Annotated in this window: 2 protein-coding genes; both read right to left on the bottom strand. The window is 77.5% G+C overall.

Annotated features, from left to right (window positions below; translation table 11 throughout):
- Positions 1 to 10 precede the first annotated feature (10 nt).
- Positions 11 to 313: a hypothetical protein gene (locus AOK18_RS29900; protein WP_055571533.1), complete on the bottom strand. Its 303-nt coding sequence runs from the start codon at positions 311 to 313 to the stop codon at positions 11 to 13.
- 64 nt (positions 314 to 377) lie between these two features.
- Positions 378 to 1121: a DUF998 domain-containing protein gene (locus tag AOK18_RS29895; protein ID WP_055696325.1), complete on the bottom strand. Its 744-nt coding sequence runs from the start codon at positions 1119 to 1121 to the stop codon at positions 378 to 380.
- Between the last annotated feature and the right edge of the window lie 107 nt (positions 1122 to 1228).

The following is a 1228-nucleotide window of genomic DNA, read 5'->3' as shown; positions in this document are numbered from 1 at the left end:
CGCCCGGGTCTCACCCGCGCCGGTCGGCGACCGCCCACGACGCCAGGGCCACGGCACCCGCCGCACCGAACACGGCCGGCCAGGCGCCGACCCTCTTCGCCAGGGGGTGCGACCCGGCGAACGCGGCGACGTACGCGACCGACAGCGCCCCGGCGGCCTTCCCGCCGGCCCGCTCCCGCCACTCCCGCGCCGCGGCCGTGCCCGCCGCGGCGAGGACGACCCCGCCCAGCGGCCGCCGTCGGGTCCAGCGGGCCACCCCGTACCCGCCGACGAGGCCGCTCGCGGCCAGTACCGAGCCGGGAACCTTCACCATGTCCTGCGCCTCCTGCCACCAAGCCCGCCCCTGTCGGAGGAACGGGATTCCGCTTCCCTGGAGGCTAACCTCCGGCAGGACCCGGGCCGACACGGTCCCCTCCCGCACGGCCCTCCGCCACCGGCGCGCGCGCCCGGCCCGCCCGGAGGGCGACCCCCCACAGGCCGAGGGCGGCCACCCAGCACAGGAGGGGATACGCGGCGACCCGTTCCATGCCCCCCATGCCGAGCCCGAGGTAGTGACCGGACAGGAACAGCCCGAAGGCCAGGAGCGCGGCGGTCCCCAGCAGGCCGGCCGCCCGGCGCAGCGGGCGCGGGACCCGGTCCGCCAGGCCGGACCCCGCCAGCACGAGGCCGGCGTTGCCCGCCCCCATGAGGAGCGCGGCGCCCACGACGTGCAGGCCCGTGTGGACGTCCGTCGGGGCCAGCCCGATCAGCACGAACCCGGCGCCCCCGCCGGCCAGCAGCGTCCGGGACAGGGCGGCGACCCGCCCCCCGCGCCACAGAACACCGCCACGGGCCCCGCCGTCCCCGCCGGTCCGGCCGGTCCCGCCGGTCAACACGAGCCCGACGACGAGCAGGACACCCAGCACGATGAACGACCCGTTCATCAGCCCGTGTCCGGGGGAGCAGATGTACCGCGACTCGGGCCAGGTCCGCAGGCCGCAGTGCACGTTGCCGAGGTCGCTGATGTTGTTCCGGGCCCAGCTGTACGCCGGCCGCGTCCAGGCCGACTCGACGATCCCGTGGACGACGAAGAACTGCGCCACACCCGCGATCCACGCGGCGTACCCGATCCGCTCCCGCACCGGCCACCCTCCCCGACCCGCACCCTGTGTCCCGCGTCCCGTCCGGCGCTCGACGCGGTCCTCCCCCACGAGATCACGCCCGCCCCGGCCCGGGAACCCCGTCGGCC

The organism is Streptomyces prasinopilosus (genome assembly GCF_001419695.1).
Lineage (GTDB): Bacteria > Actinomycetota > Actinomycetes > Streptomycetales > Streptomycetaceae > Streptomyces > Streptomyces prasinopilosus.
This window is presented reverse-complemented; position numbering and strand designations above follow the sequence as displayed.

Excerpts from the sequence above, each read along its gene's own strand:
- AOK18_RS29900 (WP_055571533.1), bottom strand. The coding sequence starts at position 313 with ATGGTGAAGGTTCCCGGCTCGGTACTGGCCGCGAGCGGCCTCGTCGGC.